The 17,755-nt window shown below is 58.7% G+C and carries 14 protein-coding genes; 8 read left to right on the forward strand and 6 right to left on the reverse strand.

Annotated features, from left to right (window positions below; translation table 11 throughout):
* Nucleotides 1-29 precede the first annotated feature (29 nt).
* The 3 genes from ovoA to ravA all read right to left on the reverse strand — a co-directional run bounded on the left by ovoA (nucleotide 30) and on the right by ravA (nucleotide 5,190).
* On the reverse strand, nucleotides 30-2,168 hold the full coding sequence (gene ovoA, locus FJW00_RS10730) for a 5-histidylcysteine sulfoxide synthase (RefSeq protein ID WP_140924025.1): 2,139 nt from the start codon (nucleotides 2,166-2,168) through the stop codon (nucleotides 30-32).
* A gap of 68 nt (nucleotides 2,169-2,236) precedes the next feature.
* Nucleotides 2,237-3,697, reverse strand: a complete 1,461-nt coding sequence (viaA, locus tag FJW00_RS10735) for an ATPase RavA stimulator ViaA (protein ID WP_009088186.1) — start codon at nucleotides 3,695-3,697, stop codon at nucleotides 2,237-2,239.
* Complete coding sequence (gene ravA, locus FJW00_RS10740; protein ID WP_009088185.1) at nucleotides 3,694-5,190, reverse strand: ATPase RavA; 1,497 nt, start codon at nucleotides 5,188-5,190, stop codon at nucleotides 3,694-3,696. Before ravA ends, viaA begins: the two co-directional genes overlap by 4 nt.
* 290 nt (nucleotides 5,191-5,480) lie before the next feature.
* On the opposite strand from ravA, the gene kup reads away from it, so the two are divergent.
* Nucleotides 5,481-7,349, forward strand: coding sequence for a low affinity potassium transporter Kup (kup, locus tag FJW00_RS10745; protein ID WP_009088184.1), 1,869 nt, complete (start codon nucleotides 5,481-5,483; stop codon nucleotides 7,347-7,349).
* Nucleotides 7,350-7,364: 15 nt separating this feature from the next.
* Here the strand turns inward: kup and qseC are convergent, their stop codons facing one another.
* Together qseC and qseB are read right to left on the reverse strand one after the other, a co-directional pair.
* On the reverse strand, nucleotides 7,365-8,720 hold the full coding sequence (qseC, locus tag FJW00_RS10750) for a quorum sensing histidine kinase QseC (RefSeq protein WP_111208001.1): 1,356 nt from the start codon (nucleotides 8,718-8,720) through the stop codon (nucleotides 7,365-7,367).
* On the reverse strand, nucleotides 8,708-9,379 hold the full coding sequence (gene qseB / locus FJW00_RS10755; RefSeq protein WP_140924027.1) for a quorum sensing response regulator transcription factor QseB: 672 nt from the start codon (nucleotides 9,377-9,379) through the stop codon (nucleotides 8,708-8,710). Before qseB ends, qseC begins: the two co-directional genes overlap by 13 nt.
* A gap of 162 nt (nucleotides 9,380-9,541) precedes the next feature.
* Here qseB and FJW00_RS10760 point away from each other — a divergent pair, with 162 nt between their 5' ends.
* The 7 genes from FJW00_RS10760 (at nucleotide 9,542) to rbsR (ending at nucleotide 16,036) form a co-directional block, all read left to right on the forward strand.
* Nucleotides 9,542-9,949 carry a YgiW/YdeI family stress tolerance OB fold protein gene (locus tag FJW00_RS10760; protein WP_009088181.1) on the forward strand — a complete coding sequence of 136 codons (408 nt, stop codon included), beginning with the start codon at nucleotides 9,542-9,544 and terminating at the stop codon, nucleotides 9,947-9,949.
* Nucleotides 9,950-10,242: 293 nt separating this feature from the next.
* Nucleotides 10,243-10,662 carry a D-ribose pyranase gene (gene rbsD, locus FJW00_RS10765; RefSeq protein WP_140924029.1) on the forward strand — a complete coding sequence of 140 codons (420 nt, stop codon included), beginning with the start codon at nucleotides 10,243-10,245 and terminating at the stop codon, nucleotides 10,660-10,662.
* A 7-nt stretch (nucleotides 10,663-10,669) separates the two neighbouring features.
* Nucleotides 10,670-12,178 (forward strand): ribose ABC transporter ATP-binding protein RbsA, encoded by a 1,509-nt coding sequence (gene rbsA / locus FJW00_RS10770; protein WP_058957198.1) that lies wholly within the window; start codon nucleotides 10,670-10,672, stop codon nucleotides 12,176-12,178.
* The gene (rbsC, locus tag FJW00_RS10775) at nucleotides 12,175-13,146 is read left to right on the forward strand and encodes a ribose ABC transporter permease (RefSeq protein WP_009088178.1); all 972 of its coding nucleotides are present in this window, start codon (nucleotides 12,175-12,177) and stop codon (nucleotides 13,144-13,146) included. The genes rbsA and rbsC overlap by 4 nt, the downstream gene beginning before the upstream one ends.
* Before the next feature lie 25 nt (nucleotides 13,147-13,171).
* A complete protein-coding gene (gene rbsB / locus FJW00_RS10780) occupies nucleotides 13,172-14,047 on the forward strand; it encodes a ribose ABC transporter substrate-binding protein RbsB (RefSeq protein ID WP_140924031.1) in 876 nt (291 codons plus the stop codon).
* Between the two features lie 62 nt (nucleotides 14,048-14,109).
* Nucleotides 14,110-15,039, forward strand: a complete 930-nt coding sequence (gene rbsK, locus FJW00_RS10785; protein ID WP_058957199.1) for a ribokinase — start codon at nucleotides 14,110-14,112, stop codon at nucleotides 15,037-15,039.
* Nucleotides 15,040-15,043: 4 nt separating this feature from the next.
* Nucleotides 15,044-16,036, forward strand: a complete 993-nt coding sequence (rbsR, locus tag FJW00_RS10790; RefSeq protein ID WP_009088175.1) for a ribose operon transcriptional repressor RbsR — start codon at nucleotides 15,044-15,046, stop codon at nucleotides 16,034-16,036.
* Here the strand turns inward: rbsR and mdtD are convergent.
* Nucleotides 16,033-17,433 (reverse strand): multidrug transporter subunit MdtD, encoded by a 1,401-nt coding sequence (gene mdtD / locus FJW00_RS10795; RefSeq protein ID WP_009088174.1) that lies wholly within the window; start codon nucleotides 17,431-17,433, stop codon nucleotides 16,033-16,035. The two genes, rbsR and mdtD, sit on opposite strands and share 4 nt — an antisense overlap.
* Nucleotides 17,434-17,755: the final 322 nt, after the last annotated feature.

Here is a 17,755-nt window from a genome sequence, read left to right on the forward strand (position 1 = left end):
GGCAGCGACGGGCGCCGCTGCCGGGTTGCTTAGCGTTTGCGCCAGACGGTGACCTGCGCCAGCGTATGCTGGAACTTGCGGGCCGTTTCGCGGATCACGAACGGCACATCCTGCGGTTCATCGATCAGCTCGAAGTCGGCGGCCAGCAGCCGTTGCAGCGCCTGCAGGGTCGTCAGGGCCTCTCCGTTTTCCCGCACGCCGCCCAGCCAGTTCTCTTTCGGCGTGAAATCTTCCAGCCAGGTGTAAGGCGATGAGAGCAGCAGAATGCCGCCCGGACGCAGCATCGGCGTCACATCCTGCAGGAAGCGCGCGGGCTGACGCAGACGATCGATCAGATTGGAGGCAAGCACCAGATCGTAACCGGCCGGTTGCGGCTTCAGGTTGCAGGCGTCCCCCTGCACAAAGCGGATTCGCTGCGCCAGATCGCTCTCCAGATCGAAATCTTTCAGGCGAACCTGACGATACTCGACCAGATCGCCCTCCTGAGGCAGGAGATAGCGGAAATCTTCACCGCTGGTCAGCTGCAGCGCCACATCAATGAAGCGCGCCGAGTAGTCCATGCCGGTGACGCGTTCGAAGTGGCGAGCCAGTTCGAAACTGGCGCGTCCGGTCGCGCAGCCGATATCCAGGGCGTCGCCCCGGGCGCGGGTGTAATTCAGCGCCAGCTTCACCAGGCTTTCGGCATAGTTTTCCACGCCGAAATAGCGCGGGCCATACTGGAAGTCGAGATACTGCGACACCATGGCGTCAGACTCATACGGATTCAGCGCCATGCTCTCCCTGTGCCCGGACACCACATAGCGGAAACCGGCATGCTGGAAGAAGTGGCGGCGAAACGCATAGCGTGCCGATTTCAGGGCTTCATTGCCGGTGGATATCCAGCTGCCCCCTTTGATCAGCGAGTGTTTACCATCAAACGTCGGCGTCGAGAAATCGTCGTAAAGCGGATGGACCCGGAAGCCTTCGAAGCCGTTAATTGGCGTGGTGGTCCACTGCCAGACGTTGCCGACGATATCGAAGAAGTCGCCCTGGGCGAACAGATCGACCGGTGACGAGGAGGCCCAGTAAGCCAGGTTAATGTTGCCCGGTGCCTGCTCCCAGTGTGGCTGGTCGCCGGCAACCTGTTCGCGCAGCTGAGTCCACTCCGCTTCGCAGGGAAGCTGAATCGCCAGCCCCGTCTGATCTGCTTTCCAGCGGCAGAAGGCGGCGGCTTCCAGCTGATTGACCTCGGCAGGCCAGTCCCAGGGCATCGCCACCTCTTCACACATCAGACGCAGTTTCAGCTGATCGGGCATCGCTGGTGTGCCAACCCAGAAGGTGGGCATCTCTGCTTTGGCAAACTGACACCAGCCCCAGCCTTCATCATCCCACCAGCGACGATCCTGATATCCCCCCGCCTCGACGAAGACCAGAAATTCTGCGTTGCTGACCAGCATTTTGCTCGCCTGGAACGGCTGCAGCGTAATCTGCTGGCGGCCATACTCATTATCCCAGCCGTAGGTGTCGTCAGTTTTACCCAGCGTGACCGTGCCGCCGGGCATCGGCAGCAGGGCGTTGGCCGGAACGGCCTGACGCTGGTGACGCGCCAGCGGACAGATGGGCCATGCGGACTGCGGCTTAACCCACTCAATCGGAAGCTGGCGGATCAGCACGCTGGAGGTTTCCAGATGGATGCGCTCATGCTCGATGCCCATCAGGATCACCCAGGCCGGACTTTCCCAGTCGATCGGCAGAGTCAGCGGCATGGTCTGGATGAGATCGCTGACCAGGGCTTTCACACGTCCCCGGTATTCACGCACTTCATCGACGGTGGGCCAGTCGTAGTGACTGTCGTTGAGATCGTCCCAGCTCATCTCATCCACCCCAATCGCCATCATCGCTTCGATGCGATCGTTCAGACGCGCGTCGATGAGACGTCCGGCCATCAGCTTATTAATGTAGAAGGTCGCCGTGTGACCGAAATAGAAAATCAGGGGGTGGCGCAGCGGAATGGCTTTGGTGAACCAGGCCTGCGGATCCGCCAGACAGGTAAACAGACTCTCATACTGGTCCCAGGTCTGATGGAAATAGGCCAGCAAATCGGCACGTTTTTGTTCGCTATTCTGGCCGGAGAGCAATAACGTCCGCGTAGGTGCAGGCAGATCGCGATGGGGTTGAGCAAGCGTCACAGGAAGCTCCAGATTGCTGAGTAAGTGAAACGGTAAACTATAGCAAAGAAGCTTTTCTGCCAGATGACTTAACGGCGCCAGTGACGCAGAAGGCGGCTTTTCATGCCGGTATCGAAACGCCAGATATGGTCGAAGATGCGCAGAATACCGGGTTTCCCGTGGGCCGACATGGCCACAGCGTGAAAACGTTGCTGATTGTGTCGCTGGCGCTGTTTTATCGCCCCGATCACCTCTTCCGGCAGACGCTGGGCGATGAAATCGGAGACGATGACCGCATCCGCTTCCTGCCACAGTGCGCCCTCCATCCTGTTCACCACCGAGGAGAGGCAGGCGGCCAGATCGGTGCCACCACGAAAGCGCTGGCTGAGAAAGCGAATCGCCTGTTCCAGCCCATCTTCCCCGGTCAGCTCGTAGCCGATGACTTCATGGGCAAACAGCATGATGTAGCAGCGACGCCGGTCGGCCAGCGCGACTTTCAGCAGCGCCAGACAAAACGCTTTTGCGCAGCGCTCGTTGAAGCCCCCCATGGAGCCGGAGGTATCTACGCAGACGATAAACGGCCCGCGGGGCTGCTCCTCATGCTGCTGATGGCTGGCCGGCCGCATCGTCACTTTTTCGTGCCAGGCCTCGCCCTGCAGACGGTAGGTCAGCAGCCGTTTCTCAACCAGGCGCCGGTAAAACTCCAGCTCCAGTTCGCTGATGCTCAGCGCGGCTAACTCCGGCGGCAGCAGACGCAGCACGTCATCGCTCTGATGAATGCCGCTCACCTCTTCCGGCACGGACGCGGGCTCCTGCACCAGATGGTGAAAGGCCTCCATCGGGGCATCCTGTGACGGCACCGATTTAGCCTCCCGACTGCGGCCCAGCTGCTGTGCCAGCTTCAGCAGCTCCGGTTGCTGCGCGAGAAAATCACCATATTGCAGCATCAGCTGATAGTCGCCGGGCTGCAGTGACGCTTTGCTCATGTCCCATAACCGGCCTGCCGCCGCTTCATCATCGTCCCCCAGGATCGGGGCCAGCTGACCGCTCAGCGCCATGCGCTGCTGCAGCTCCGCCAGCAGGCGTTCGCGCTGCTGCTCCAGCAGCTGCTGATTCAGGGTCAGGGTCTGTAAGGTCAGACTCAGCCGCCAGCGCTGCAGAAAAAGCTGGTGCTGCGCGCTGCTGAGATGGTGGATATCGGTGTGCTGCAACAGCCGGTTCGCTTCATCCAGGAAGGGCGAAGGCAGGCTTTGCAGCGCCTGAAGCGTCGCATCCAGCTGGTGGATGAATTCACGATCGCTGAGGAGCTGAACCCGCTGAAAGAGCTGAAACTCCTCTGCCAGCGTGGCCGGAACCGGGGTGGCTTTGAGTTCCGCGTTGATCTCGGCCCGCCAGCGCGGCACATCGCGTAGCAGCGCTTTTTTCAGCCCGGGAAACTTTTCAAAAAACAGCGCAAGCTGTGGGGAGGCCAGCAGGGCGACGATCAGCTCTTCAATCAGTTCGGTCTCCCCCACCGAGAGCAGGGTGCTGAGCGTCTCCACGGAGATCATTTACGCGCCTGTTTCAGCTGCTCTGCCACATCCTGCAGGCTGGTTTCGACCCGCGCCAGCCAGTCGTCGCTGATAAACAGGCAGCGCTGATGCTGACTGAAGAGATGCCGCTGGGTGCGCAGTTCACTCTCCAGTGCATCCAGCGCCTCGGTAATCTCACCGGGCAGCGGCTCGCTGTTGCTGACGCCGGGCAGGGTCAGCCGCGACGACTGCAGACTGACATCGCGGATCGCCAGGCAGTGCTGCGCATCCACCTGAAGATCCAGGCTCTGAGCAAAGCCGATGCCGTTGAGCTTGCCGCGCACCTCGCCCCCTTTCTGCAGCCACTGGTTCAGCGCATCACGCGCGATGACCAGGTGGGTAACCTGCATATCGTGCAGCATCAGCGGCTTTTGCAGCATCAGCGTCAGTTGCTCGTCGGTGAGGCTTTCGGGCATATCGTAGTGCGGCTTGCGGCTGAACATGCCGCTGTGCTTCTCCAGCGTGATGGCCTGCGCCACGCTCTGCTGTTGCTGCAGCGCCAGACGACGGGCTTTGATCTGATGCAGTTTCAGCAGCATCGGCTGCTGCTGCCAGGCGTGTTGTGTCATCAGCTGGTCGATTTCGCGTTCCAGCAGCTGCATGGACGCCACGTCGTGCCAGAGGCAATCTTTCAGCAGGATCAGGTCTATCGGCGCAATCGCGCTGCGTCCGCTGTAAAAGGCGCTGGCCTGTAACAGGTGAATGGCTTTTTTCCAGCGACGATCGGAAATGTAGGGGGCGGCAGGCTGGCTCTCAAGCTGCTGACGCAGCTGATAGATCAGCTCGAAAACGGCATCCGGCAGGCCCACCTGGCTGATGCTGAGCTGCCACTGCGCATACTCCTCATCACTGATGCGCAGAGATTCCGCCACCGGATTGGCGTGTTCATCCTGCTGGTGAGTCAGCATGCTGCGGAAGTTCTGCTTCTCATGCACGTTATCCAGCCACAGGCGGATCAGCATCCGGTCATAGAGCGCCTCAAGACCGCTGTCCGCTTCCGGGAGTTCATTGGAGGCGGTGACCAGCAGACGCATCGGGATGGTCTCTTCGCTGTCACCATTGCGGAAGCGGCGTTCGTTGATGGCGGTCAGCAGGGTATTCAGAATCGCCGGGCCGGCTTTCCAGATCTCATCCAGAAAAACAATCTCTGCGTCGGGCAGATACCCTTTAGTGAGGCGCTGATAGCGCCCTTCATCCTTCAGCGCCTGAATAGAGAGCGGGCCAAACACCTCTTCCGGCGTCGAGAAACGGGTCATCAGATATTCAAAGGCGCGGGCGTGCTGAAAGGCATATTTGAGGCGGCGTGCTATCAGGCTCTTGGCGATGCCGGGCGGGCCCAGCAGGAACACGCTTTCACCGCTCAGCGCCGCCAGCAGGCAAAGGCGAATGGCATGATGCCGCTCATACAATCCTTTTTCTAACGCATTGCTCAGGCGAGAAATTCTTTCTGCCAAAAGATGGGGTTGAGCCATAATCACTTCAATGTCCTTACGATCGACGGGCCGCCGCGCTTAAGCAAGCGCCTTACTCTATAGATCATCATGCGTGAAAGCGTTGATAGCTGTCAGCTTTTTTGTATCAGAAGGTTTGCCTGCTATCACGCGGTATCCACTGACATTTTACCGCCTGAAGCGCCCCCGTTATCCGGCGAGCAAGGCGAAGCGGGTATAGGAATTTTCACCAATACGTGCATACTGTGCGCTTTTTGATGGCCTGAGCGAGGGGTGTTTGCGCCTCTCAGACTCCAACAAAAGATAACTCTATGAGCTCAGATAATAAGCAGTCACTTCCCGGATTAACGCTGGCCGCGATTGGTGTTGTTTACGGGGATATCGGCACCAGTCCGCTCTACACCCTGCGTGAATGTCTCTCCGGACAGTTTGGTTTCGGCGTTGAACGGGAAGCGGTGTTTGGCTTTCTGTCGCTGATTTTCTGGCTGCTGGTGCTGGTGGTCTCACTCAAATATATCAGTTATGTGATGCGCGCCGACAACGCCGGAGAGGGCGGTATTCTGACCCTGATGTCGCTGGCGGGCCGCCACACCGGTGCGCGCGCCACGGCGGTGCTGGTGATCATGGGACTGATTGGCGGCAGCTTCTTCTACGGGGAGGTGGTGATCACTCCGGCCATTTCGGTGATGTCCGCGATTGAGGGTCTGGAGATTGCCGCGCCGTCACTGGATCCTTTTATTGTGCCGATGTCGATTGCGGTGCTGACGCTGCTGTTTGTGATTCAGAAACATGGCACCGGTATGGTGGGCAAACTGTTCGCGCCCGTGATGCTGATCTGGTTCCTGGTGCTGGCGGTCCTGGGGGCCTGCGGCATCATGAAAAACCCGGAAGTGCTGCACGCGCTCAATCCCGCCTATGCCATTGAGTTCTTCCTGCACTATAAGTCGGTCTCGTTCTTCGCGCTGGGCGCCGTCGTGCTGGCGATTACCGGCGTGGAGGCACTCTATGCAGATATGGGCCACTTCGGCAAAGTGCCGATCCGGCTGGCCTGGTTCTCGGTGGTGCTGCCGTCGCTGGTGCTGAACTATTTTGGTCAGGGCGCGCTGCTGCTCAGCGATCCGAAAGCCATTAAAAACCCCTTCTTCCTGCTGGCCCCGGACTGGGCGCTGATCCCGATGCTGATTCTGGCGACGCTGGCTACCGTTATCGCCTCACAGGCGGTTATCTCTGGCGTCTTCTCGCTGACGCGTCAGGCGGTGCGACTGGGCTATCTGCCAGGGATGCGTATCATCCACACCTCTGAGCGCGAATCGGGTCAGATCTATATTCCGGCCATCAACTGGGTGCTCTATTTCGCCGTGCTGATTGTGATTATCAGCTTTGAGCATTCGAGTAACCTGGCGGCGGCCTACGGTATCGCCGTGACCGGCACCATGGTCCTGACCTCGATCCTCGTCTGCACCGTGGCCATTAAAAACTGGCACTGGCAAAAGCTGGCCGTCGGCCTCATCCTGGTGCTGCTGCTCTTTATCGACGTGCCGCTGTTTACCGCCAACCTGGTGAAAATCTTCTCCGGTGGCTGGCTGCCGCTCTGCCTCGGTCTGGTGATGTTTATCATTATGACGACGTGGAAAAGCGAGCGTTTCCGCCTGCTGCGTCGCATGCATGAGCACGGTAATTCCCTGGAGGCGATGATCGCCTCGCTGGAGAAATCGCCGCCGGTTCGCGTGCCGGGCACCGCGGTCTATATGTCGCGTGCGCTGAATGTGATTCCGTTTGCCATGCTGCATAACCTCAAGCACAACAAGGTATTGCATGAGCGCGTGGTGCTGCTGACGCTGAGAACGGAAGATGCGCCCTACGTTCACAACGTGCGGCGTGTGACGATTGAGCAGCTCTCACCGACCTTCTGGCGGGTGGTCGCCAGTTACGGCTGGCGTGAAACGCCTAACGTTGAGGAGATTTTCCATCGCTGCGGGCTGGAAGGGCTGAACTGCCGCATGATGGAGACGTCGTTCTTTATGTCGCACGAGTCGCTGATCATCGGCAAACGCCCCTGGTATCTGCGCCTGCGCGGCAAACTCTTCCTGGCGCTGCAGCGCAACGCACTGCGCGCACCCGACCAGTTCGAGATCCCGCCAAACCGGGTTATCGAGCTGGGCACTCAGGTCGAGATTTGACGGGTCGCGCCCGCCTTACGGGGTGGGCGCGGACCAGCGCAGCGTGACGCACAGGCCGCTGCCGGGACGCTGGCTGAAGCTCACCTGCATCCCGTGCAGCTGGGCAATATTACGCACAATCGAGAGTCCTAGTCCGCTGCCACTCTTCTCCTGACCGGGCGGTCGCCAGAAACGCTCACCAAGACGTTGCCGGTCGGCTTCACTCAATCCCTCGCCGTTATCCTCCACCGCCAAGCTGTTCGCCTGTAACCGCACATCAACTTCACTGCCTGCTGGCGTATAACGAATGGCGTTATCCAGCAGATTACGCACCAGCAGTGACAGCAGCAGCGCATGCCCCTGAATCTGCGGATCGGCGTCGGCATGCAGCCGCAGCGTCACGCCCGCTTTATCCGCCAGCGGCAGCTGGGCGGCCAGCGTCTCCTGAACCGTGCGCTTCAGCGCCACCGGCCCGAAGGCACTGCGCGCATCGTCGGCTTCCACCCGCGAGAGCGTCAGCAGCTGATCCACCAGCCGCGTGGCGCGCAGGATCCCGGCATCCAGCTGCTGCAGCGCATGGGTGCGCATCACCTCATCATCCGCCGTCAGCTGAATGACCTCGCTTTGCACCTGCAGTGCAGCCAGCGGACTGCGCAGCTCGTGCGCCGCATCGGCGGTAAAGCGCCGTTCGCGCTGCATCATGGCGCTGATGCGGCGGAAGAGGCCATTCAGCGCCACCATCAGCGGCTGGACCTCTTTCGGCACCCGCCCGGCCTGCAGCGGCGTATCATCATCGGGCGCGCGCTGCGCCAGCTGCTTCGCCAGCCTCTTCAGCGGGCGCAGTTCAGACCAGACCAGCCCCATCAGCAGCAGCAACATAAACGGCAGCGCGATCAACCAGGGCAGCACGCTCGCTTTCATTACGTCCTGCGTCATGTCATCCCGGTATTCCAGCTCCTGGCCGACCACCACACGAAACTGCTTGTCGGGAGTGGTGAGCCAGACAAACCGCCAGCGGTCATCATCATTCGTGAGCTGACCTTCATGGAATCCCTGAGACGCTGCGTCGAACGGCAGATAGCGGCCATTATCCCCATCGTTCATCACCTGCCTGCCGTCATGCGTGAAGACGGCAAACGCCAGGGCGTCATCATCCTGTTCGCCGCGATGGTGGTGCAGGATCGCTTTGGTTTTTGGCAGCGTGGTGTTCTCCAGCGTCGAAAAATCCAGTGTCAGCAGACGCTTTGCCAGCAGCATCTGCTGGGTATCGAAGAGTTCATCCAGGGTTTCACGCGTCTGATGCCAGGCACTGAGGCTGGCGCTGACCCAGCAGAGAGCGACCAGCAGCACAAAACCGATGCCAAGCCGCAGAAACAGGCTCATTGATCGCATTCAGCGGCTCCCAGGGTATAGCCGACGCCGTGCAGCGTGCGGATGAACTGACTGCCCAGTTTTTTACGCAGATGATGGATATGCACCTCCACCGCATTGCTGGAGACATCGGCATCCCAGCTGTAGAGCTTCTCCTCCAGCTGGCTGCGCGTCAGTACCCGGCCGGGGTTTCGCATAAACAGCTCCAGCAGCGCCAGCTCCCGGTTTTTCAGCGCAATGGTTTCCCCCTCACGCATCACGCTGTGACCGCCGGGGATCAGCACCACATTGCCGTGACGAAGTTCAGGCTGAAGCTGACCGTGCCGACGGCGAATCAACGCCTGCAGGCGCGCGGCCACCTCGGTCAGGGCAAAAGGTTTACACAGATAGTCATCGGCGCCCTGCTGCAGCCCTTCGACCCGCTGGTCGAGTGCATCGCGCGCGGTCAGGATTAACACCGGAACATCTTTGCCCTGCTGCCGCCACTGTCGCAGAATATCGAGCCCGTCGCGTTCGGGCAGAGAGAGATCCAGAATCACCGCATCCCAGGGGGCCGCGTCCAGCGCGTTAAAGCCCGCCTCACCGGAGGTAAACCAGTCAACGCTGAAGCCCAGCCTGCTCAGCCCTGCCTTAATACCGTCACCAATTAAGCGATCGTCTTCAATCAGTAAAATACGCATGATGTCTCCCTGTTCCGATAGCGTTTTATACGAAGCCACCTCCTGCTTGTACAGCGGATTCCGGCAAATATCGTCTATTTTTAATGCTTAAGAAGCTGTTAAGAACTCTGTGGTCAACTGGGCCTGTTCCACCCGGACCGACCACTAAAAAAGGGGTACACCATGAAAAAGCACGCTGCTATTCTGACCGTCGTTATGCTGGCTTCCGCGCCGGTTTTTGCTGCACAGCAGGGCGGATTTGTTGATCCCAGTGCGCCCGCCGCACAGACGAAGGCTGCCGCTGGCCAGGGCGGTTTTCGTGCCGACCAGACCAGTGTGGTGACGGTGAAGCAGGCGGAAGAGATGAAAGATGACAGCTGGATCACCGTGCGCGGCAAGCTGGAGAAACAGATCGGCGATGAAGATTATCTGTTCCGCGACCAGACCGGCACGATGAAAGTCGAAATCGACCACAAGCACTGGAACGGCCAGACCATCTCACCGAAAGACAATGTTGAGCTGACGGGTGAGCTGGATAAAGATTTCAACAGCATTGAGATGGACGTCAAACAGGTTAAGAAACTGCCTTAATCTTTTTTTCAGGCCCGCGCCTCTCCCGGCGCGGGACGCTTTCCTCCTCTGTCCATCTCCTCTCTGTCTGGTGCTGAACCCTTGCTGCCCGTTTTTTCCGGCGTTAAGTTTGCCAGCCGCCTGAGACTGCCTTCACGATCCTTTTTTCAGCCCCTCTCCTGCCCTAATTCAAATTCTCGCCCGCGTAAGCGAAACGTTTCGATAGCGATCACAGATTTCTTCTTTGCCGGTTGAGTTGATGGCGGCATTTCATACACTCCTGTCAGCGAAACGTTTCGCTGTGGAGTGAAAAGATGAAAAAAGGTCGCCTGTTAAACGCTGAACTCTCTCATGTGATTGCCCGCCTGGGACACACGGATACGCTGACGATTGCGGATGCTGGCCTGCCGATTCCGGCCGGTCCGCAGCGTATTGATCTGGCGCTCACGCCGGGTACGCCCGATTTTATGCAGGTGGTGAATGCGGTTGCCCTGGAGATGCAGGTAGAAAGCGCCCTGATTGCGGAGGAGATTCAGCAGCACAATCCCCCTCTTCACCGTGCGCTGATTGCCGCACTCGAAGCCCTGCAGCAGCAGCAGGGGAACGTCATCACCATCCGCTACCTCTCGCATGAACTGTTCAAACAACACACGCAGCGTAGCCAGGCGGTCATTCGCAGCGGGGAGTGCTCTCCGTTTGCCAATGTCATCCTCAGCGCCGGTGTGACCTTCTGAGGCCGCTATGCAACCTTTACTGCAACTCGACGGCATTGAAAAATCCTTTCCGGGGGTGAAAGCCCTTAAGGGTGCCTCGCTGAATGTCCGCGCAGGTCGCGTGATGGCGCTGGTCGGAGAGAACGGCGCAGGCAAGTCCACCATGATGAAAGTCCTGACCGGGATCTACCAGTATGATGCCGGTACGCTGCGCTGGCTCGGCAAAGAGACCCGCTTCAGTGGGCCGAAAGCGTCGCAGGAAGCGGGCATTGGCATCATCCATCAGGAACTGAACCTGATCCCGCAGTTAACCGTGGCGGAGAACATTTTTCTTGGTCGCGAATATGTCAGCCGGTTTGGCCGCATTCAGTGGCAACGCATGTATGCCGAAGCCGACGCGCTGCTCAAACGCCTCAATCTGCGCTTCAGCAGCCACAAGCTGGTGGGCGAGCTGTCGATTGGCGATCAGCAAATGGTCGAAATCGCCAAAGTGCTGAGCTTTGAATCGCAGGTGATCATCATGGATGAGCCGACCGACGCGCTGACCGACACCGAAACGCTGTCACTGTTCCGGGTGATCAATGAGCTGAAAGCGCAGGGCTGCGGCATCGTCTACATCTCGCATCGCATGAAAGAGATCTTTGAGATCTGCGATGACGTCACGGTGTTCCGCGACGGGCAGTTTATTGCGGAGCGTCCGGTCAGCGCGCTGACCGAAGAGAGCCTGATCGAGATGATGGTCGGGCGCAAACTGGAAGATCAATATCCCCGTCTGGATCAGGCGCCCGGCGACGTGCGCCTGAAAGTGGAAAACGTCAGCGGACCGGGCGTGGATAAGGTCAGCTTCAGCCTGCGCAAAGGCGAAATTCTGGGTATCTCCGGCCTGATGGGCGCGGGCCGTACCGAACTGATGAAGGTGCTTTACGGCGCGCTGCCGCGCCACGAAGGCAAACTGTGGCTCAGCGGCCGCGAAGTGGTAACGCGTTCGCCACAGGATGGGCTGGCTAACGGCATCGTCTATATCTCCGAGGATCGTAAGCGCGACGGCCTGGTGCTGGGCATGTCGGTAAAAGAGAACATGTCGCTGACGGCGTTACGTTATTTCAGTCGCGGCAGCGGGTCACTGAAGCACGCGGCAGAGCAGCTGGCGGTCGGCGATTTTATCCGGCTGTTCAATGTGAAAACGCCCTCAATGGAGCAGCCGATTGGCCTGCTTTCCGGGGGTAACCAGCAGAAAGTGGCGATTGCCCGCGGACTGATGACCCGGCCCAACGTACTGATTCTGGACGAACCGACCCGCGGTGTGGATGTCGGCGCGAAGAAAGAGATTTATCAACTGATTAACCAGTTCAAGGCCGAAGGGCTGAGCATCATCCTCGTTTCCTCGGAAATGCCGGAAGTGCTGGGCATGAGCGACCGGATTCTGGTGATGCATGAAGGCCGTATCAGCGGCGAATTTTCCCGGGAAGACGCCACTCAGGAACGTCTGATGGCCGCCGCCGTAGGCAAGCAACACAGCGAGGATTTAGTGGTATGACAACCCAAACGTTACCTGCCAGCCGCCGCTGGTTTAGCAAAAGCTGGTTACTGGAGCAGAAGTCGCTGATTGCGCTGATGGTGCTGATCGCCGTGGTCGCCAGTCAGAGTCCGAACTTCTTTACCGTCGCGAACCTGTTCAACATCCTGCAGCAGACCTCAGTGAATGCCATTATGGCGGTCGGGATGACGCTGGTGATCCTGACTTCCGGTATCGACCTCTCTGTGGGATCGCTGCTGGCACTGACCGGTGCGGTAGGCGCGTCGCTGGTGGGTATGGAGGTCAATGCCCTGGTGGCGGTGGCGGCCTCGCTGGCGCTGGGAGCGGCAATCGGTGCCCTGACCGGCACCATCGTGGCGCGCGGCAGGGTACAGGCGTTTATTGCCACGCTGGTCATGATGCTGCTGTTACGCGGCGTTACCATGGTCTATACCGACGGCAGCCCGATTAACACCGGATTCAGCGCCAATGCCGATTTGCTGGGCTGGTTTGGGATTGGTCGCCCGCTGGGTGTGCCTGCACCCGTCTGGCTGATGGCGCTGGTCTTTATCGCCGCCTGGTACATGCTGCAGCATACCCGCCTGGGCCGTTATATCTATGCGCTGGGCGGTAACGAAGCGGCTACCCGTCTCTCCGGCATCAATGTGAATCGCGTCAAAATCATCGTCTATTCACTGAGTGGCATGCTGGCGGCGCTGGCGGGCACGATTGAAGTGGCCCGTCTCTCTTCGGCACAGCCTACTGCGGGCACCGGCTACGAGCTGGATGCGATTGCCGCGGTGGTGCTGGGTGGCACCAGTCTGGCGGGCGGTAAAGGGCGTATTTTCGGCACGCTGATCGGTGCGCTGATCCTCGGCTTCCTGAACAACGGCCTGAACCTGATGGGCGTCTCTTCTTACTACCAGATGATCGTTAAAGCGGTAGTCATCCTGCTGGCGGTGCTGGTGGATAATAAAAGCAGTAAATAACTCTGACCTTACACAGGATAATAAGATGAAAAAGTTAACCGCACTGGCCATCATCCTTGGCGCAACCCTCAGTACCAGCGCCATGGCAAAAGAGACCATCGCCCTGGTGGTTTCGACCCTCAATAACCCCTTCTTCGTTTCGCTGAAAGAGGGTGCGCAGAAAGAAGCCGATAAGCTGGGCTACAACCTGGTGGTGCTGGATTCACAAAACAATCCGGCGAAAGAGCTGGCAAACGTGCAGGATCTGACGGTGCGCGGCACTAAACTGCTGCTGATCAACCCTACCGACTCGGATGCTGTAGGTAATGCCGTGAAGATGGCTAATCAGGCGAACATCCCGGTCATCACACTGGATCGCGTCGCGTCACAGGGCAAAGTTGTCAGCCATGTCGCCTCCGATAACCGGTTCGGCGGTAAAATGGCCGGTGACTTCATCGCCAAAAAAGTCGGTGAAAACGCGAAAATTATTGAGCTGCAGGGCATTGCCGGGACCTCCGCGGCCCGTGAACGTGGCGAAGGTTTCAAACAGGCGGCCGATGCGCATAAGTTCCAGATCCTCGCCAGCCAGCCCGCTGACTTTGACCGCACCAAAGGGCTGAACGTTATGCAGAACCTGCTGCAGGCCCACCCGGATGTGCAGGCCGTCTTCGCGCAGAACGATGAAATGGCTCTGGGTGCTCTGCGCGCGCTGCAGACCGCCGGTAAAACCGGTGTGATCGTGGTCGGTTTTGACGGCACGGCGGATGGCGTGAAAGCGGTAGAAAGTGGCAAACTGTCCGCGACCGTGGCACAGATGCCGGACAAAATTGGCATGATCGGCGTGGATACCGCTGATAAAGTGCTGAAGAGTGAAAAAGTGCAGGCGATCAATCCGGTCGACCTGAAGCTGGTCACTCAATAACTCAAAGAAAAGCAGGGCACCGCGCCACCCTTCCGGTGGCGCACTTATTCCGGACTCCCCTAATGAGCAAAAACGCAAAACTGGCCGTTCTTGGCAGCATTAACGCTGACCACATCCTTAATCTGGCGCACTTTCCTCGTCCCGGTGAAACGGTGATCGGGCAGAATTATCAGATTGCGTTTGGCGGTAAAGGTGCGAATCAGGCGGTTGCCGCCGGTCGCGCAGGAGCCGATATCGCCTTTATCGCCTGTGTGGGCGCTGACGACATGGGTGAACGGATTCGTCAGCAGCTGGCGCAGGACAATATTGATACCACCCCGGTTGAAGTGGTTGCGGGTGAATCTACCGGCGTGGCGATGATTTTCGTTAACGGTGACGGCGAAAACAGTATCGGTATCTACGCCGGTGCCAACGCGGCGTTAACGCCTGCCTGCGTGGCGCGTCATCAGCCGGTCATCGCTGCAGCCGATGCGCTTCTTATGCAGCTGGAGTCACCGCTGGAGAGCGTACTGGCCGCGGCCACGTTTGCCCGACAGCATCAGACCCAGGTGATTCTCAATCCGGCCCCGGCCACCCCGCTCTCTGACGACCTGCTGGCGCTGGTCGACATTATTACGCCGAATGAGACCGAAGCGGAGAGCCTGACCGGCATCGCCGTCAACAGCGATGAAGATGCTGCCCGCGCCGCGGCAGTGTTACATGCAAAGGGCATCGGCACGGTGTTGATTACGCTGGGGCGCCGCGGCGTCTGGCTGAGCGAACAGGGTGAGGGCCAGCGCATTGCAGGCTTCAGCGTGAAGGCGATCGATACTATCGCGGCGGGCGATACCTTTAATGGTGCGTTTATTACCGCACGACTGGAGCAGAAGCCGATCTATGAGGCCGTACGATTTGCCCACGCCGCCGCCGCGATTGCCGTGACCCGCTCGGGTGCGCAGCCCTCCGTGCCCTGGCGCGCGGAGATCGATGAATTTTTGCAGCAGCAGGGCTAAGCGCTTGAGTACCATGAAAGATGTCGCTCGCCTGGCGGGCGTCTCTACCTCCACCGTCTCGCACGTCATCAACAACAATCGCTTTGTCAGTGAAGGCGTGCGGGAAAAAGTCGAGCAGGCGATACGTCATCTGAATTACGCCCCCTCGGCACTGGCGCGCAGTCTGAAGATCAACCAGACCCACACGATAGGCATGTTGCTGACCACCAGTAGTAACCCGTTCTATGCGGAGGTGGTGCGGGGCGTAGAAGAGAGCTGCTATCAGCGTGGCTACAGCCTGATCCTCTGTAACACCGCCGGGGATGAGGAGCGGATGAACCGCAGCCTTGAGACGCTGATGCAAAAGCGCGTCGATGGCTTACTGATTATGTGCACCGAAAGTCACCTTCCTTCCGCAGACATTCTGAATCGCTACCCCTCTATCCCGGCCGTCATGATGGACTGGGCGCCATTTGAAGGGCGGGGCGACATTATTCAGGATAACGCGCTGCTGGGAGGCGAACTGGCAACTCAGCATCTTATCGACAGCGGCTATACCCGCATCGCCTGTATCGCCGGCCCGCAGGATAAGACTCCAGCCCGCATGCGTCTGCAGGGGTATCGCAACGCCATGACAAAAAGCGGCCTTGAGATCCTGCCAGGCTACGTGGTGAGCGGTGACTTTGAATTTCAGGGCGGTTACAACGGGATGGTAGAGCTGCTGGCACTGGACACGCCACCGGATGCGGTGTTCACCAGCAACGACGCCATGGCGGTCGGCGTTTACCATGCGCTCTATCAGGCGGGACTGCAGGTTCCGCAGCAGATGGCGGTCATGGGCTATGACGATATCGAACTGGCGCGCTATCTTTCTCCGCCACTGAGTACCGTTCATCAGCCAAAAGATGCCCTGGGCGAACTGGCGATAGACACCTTGATCCATCGTCTCAGCGATCCCGACGCCAGCCAGCAGACGCTGGTGCTGACGCCGGAACTCGTGGTGCGTGGGTCGGCTTAAGCCTTTTTCTTCCTGTCGCGATTGGTGATCAGGTTACGTCCATCCCCGTTTTTCAGCAGCATAAAGGTCAGCCCGGAGAAGACGGTTATCACGCCCATGGTCAGAAACGTGGCGTGAAACTGTGAAATGGTGCTGGTTTCAAACTCCTGATAGAAGCGCAGTACCGCGGCGCTGACGGCCACACCAAAACTGATCGCTAACTGCTGCGTCACGGCCAGCACGCTGTTGCCGCCGCTGGCGTTGTCATCATCCAGATCGGCCAGCGTGATCGTGTTCATGGCCGTGAACTGTGTCGACATGGCCATGCCGAGAATAAACAGCGGCAGTAACAGCACAATAATGCTCTCAGCAGGCGACTGCAGGGAGAAGCTGGCGATCAGAATGCCAATGATGGCGGTAATGCCGACCAGCAGGCGGCGATATCCCAGCCAGCGCAGCAGCTGGGTCACCGTAGATTTCGCCAGGATAGAGCCAATCGCGGTGGGAGCCATCATGCAGCCTGCGATAATCGCTGAATAGCCAAAACCGACCTGCAACATCAGTGGCATTAAAAAGGGCACACAGCCCGTGCCGAGACGTGACGCGATGTTGCCACCGATGCCGACTGAGAAGGTGCGGGTTTTAAACATCGGCAGGCTGATCAGCGGTGAAGGGTGACGCCGGGCATGCACTATATAGAGAAGTAACAGTACAATCCCGCCCAGTAATATCCCGCCCGCCAGCCAGGCTGAGACAATCCGCTCGCCAAACAGCTCAATACCGATTGATATCATCACCAGTCCGGCCCCGAATAATAGGAAGCCTGCAAAGTCGAAGCGGCGCTTGGGGGTGGTGAAGTCCGGCATATATTTGCGTGCAAAGACAATACCGAGAATGCCTATTGGAATGTTGATCAGGAAAATCCAGTGCCAGGTGGCGTAGGTGACCAGAACGCCGCCCAGCATCGGTCCCAGTATCGGACCCACTAATCCTGGCATGGTGACAAAGTTGAGCACCGGCAGCAGCTCACTGCGCGGATAGGCCCGCAACAGCGCCAGTCGGGCAACCGGCATCATCATGGCGCCGCCGACGCCCTGCACGATGCGTGACATAACCAGCACCGACAGCGTAGGCGAAAGCGCACAGGCCAGTGAGCCAAGGGTAAACAGTGACACGGCAACGATAAACACCTTACGCGTGCCGAAGCGATCGGCAAGCCAGCCGCTGACCGGAATCAACATAGCAACAGTCAGGGTGTAGCTGATAACGGCGGATTGCATGGCCAGGGGAGAACGATCGAGGCTGGAGGCGATGGCGGGCAGTGCAGTATTCAGTATGGTGGCGTCGAGTGACTGCATGAAAAAGGCCATGGCAGCTATCCATGGCAAACCGGCCATGCTGCGCGCGGATCTTATCATTGAGTGTCCTTCTGGGGTTATCCTGCGACAAGAAGCAAAATAATAGCACCCGCAATCCGCCACGGCAGGTCTCTTTACAACGTTTAATGGCGGTTTTTGTGCGTTATTCAGGCATGAAACGTCTGTTTTTAACCCGTTCGTTTAAAAAAGATGCGCTCAGCAAATTAATTCAAAGAAACACTTGTCAGCCCGCGGAAACTCCCTATAATGCGCCTCCATCGACACGGCACACCGGCAACGGGAAACGGGTTGAAGGTTCAGGAGACTGAGCCGCCGGAGAAAAACTTCTGAAAAAGAGGTTGACTCTGAAGGAGGAAAGCGT

Source organism: Pantoea anthophila (genome assembly GCF_006494375.1).
GTDB lineage: Bacteria > Pseudomonadota > Gammaproteobacteria > Enterobacterales > Enterobacteriaceae > Pantoea > Pantoea anthophila.

Excerpts from the sequence above, each read along its gene's own strand:
- viaA (WP_009088186.1), bottom strand. The coding sequence starts at position 3,697 with ATGATCTCCGTGGAGACGCTCAGCACCCTGCTCTCGGTGGGGGAGACC.
- ravA (WP_009088185.1), bottom strand. The coding sequence starts at position 5,190 with ATGGCTCAACCCCATCTTTTGGCAGAAAGAATTTCTCGCCTGAGCAAT.
- rbsK (WP_058957199.1), top strand. The coding sequence starts at position 14,110 with ATGAGCAAAAACGCAAAACTGGCCGTTCTTGGCAGCATTAACGCTGAC.
- qseB (WP_140924027.1), bottom strand. The coding sequence starts at position 9,379 with ATGCGTATTTTACTGATTGAAGACGATCGCTTAATTGGTGACGGTATT.
- rbsB (WP_140924031.1), top strand. The coding sequence starts at position 13,172 with ATGAAAAAGTTAACCGCACTGGCCATCATCCTTGGCGCAACCCTCAGT.
- rbsD (WP_140924029.1), top strand. The coding sequence starts at position 10,243 with ATGAAAAAAGGTCGCCTGTTAAACGCTGAACTCTCTCATGTGATTGCC.
- rbsA (WP_058957198.1), top strand. The coding sequence starts at position 10,670 with ATGCAACCTTTACTGCAACTCGACGGCATTGAAAAATCCTTTCCGGGG.
- FJW00_RS10760 (WP_009088181.1), top strand. The coding sequence starts at position 9,542 with ATGAAAAAGCACGCTGCTATTCTGACCGTCGTTATGCTGGCTTCCGCG.
- kup (WP_009088184.1), top strand. The coding sequence starts at position 5,481 with ATGAGCTCAGATAATAAGCAGTCACTTCCCGGATTAACGCTGGCCGCG.
- mdtD (WP_009088174.1), bottom strand. The coding sequence starts at position 17,433 with ATGATAAGATCCGCGCGCAGCATGGCCGGTTTGCCATGGATAGCTGCC.
- qseC (WP_111208001.1), bottom strand. The coding sequence starts at position 8,720 with ATGCGATCAATGAGCCTGTTTCTGCGGCTTGGCATCGGTTTTGTGCTG.
- rbsC (WP_009088178.1), top strand. The coding sequence starts at position 12,175 with ATGACAACCCAAACGTTACCTGCCAGCCGCCGCTGGTTTAGCAAAAGC.